At 39.1% G+C, this 598-nt stretch carries 1 protein-coding gene; it reads left to right on the top strand.

Annotated features, from left to right (window positions below):
• The coding region (locus AACQ38_RS23845) for a hypothetical protein (protein WP_165579253.1) at positions 1 to 347 on the top strand (347 nt) is incomplete at its 5' end.
• Between the last annotated feature and the right edge of the window lie 251 nt (positions 348 to 598).

Here is a 598-nt window from a genome sequence, read left to right as displayed (position 1 = left end):
TGTGGTTCCAGCGCAGTGGATATGATCTGGTGTTATCAGTAAACCGTCATATTGAGGATAAAACTGCGCAGGGCGTCTTTGAATCAACAGGGTCAGTCACCTTTAGTGATTACTTTAATGGTAACCGAGCCAAACTGGTGGTGCAGATGAGGGATAAGAATGCCTCGGGGGAGCGGGAGTTTACTGCGCTGTCAGATAATGCGGTTGATACCCTAATCCAGGCAATGAGCAGTTTTGCGCCCACCGTGGGAGATAATGGCTTTATTGACAATCTGGCGAGTCAGGAGAAAATAGTCATGGCAACGGCGTGGGCAGATACCACTGTGGGTAAGGTGCAGTTTGCATAATTAATTCGCAAAAATAAAAGTTAAAATGAATAATAAAAAAGGCTCACAGAATCGGTGAGCCTTTTTTACTGCGGGGTAATAGATATTCATTATATTATAGTTCACTGTTCAAGAATTATTTTTATTAATAAGTTTTATTGGTTATAATTTCATTGCCAAAAAAGTAAGGTGTTATTATTTTATTTACTTGTACTGTTTTGATGGTTATAATCTGCATGGTTATTTACGGAGATGGAATAAATAATTGACGA

The sequence above is a fragment of the Photorhabdus sp. RW14-46 genome (genome assembly GCF_963887965.1).
Classification (GTDB): domain Bacteria; phylum Pseudomonadota; class Gammaproteobacteria; order Enterobacterales; family Enterobacteriaceae; genus Photorhabdus; species Photorhabdus laumondii.
Note: the sequence above shows the minus strand (reverse complement) of the source record. Positions and strands in the feature narration are given on the sequence as shown.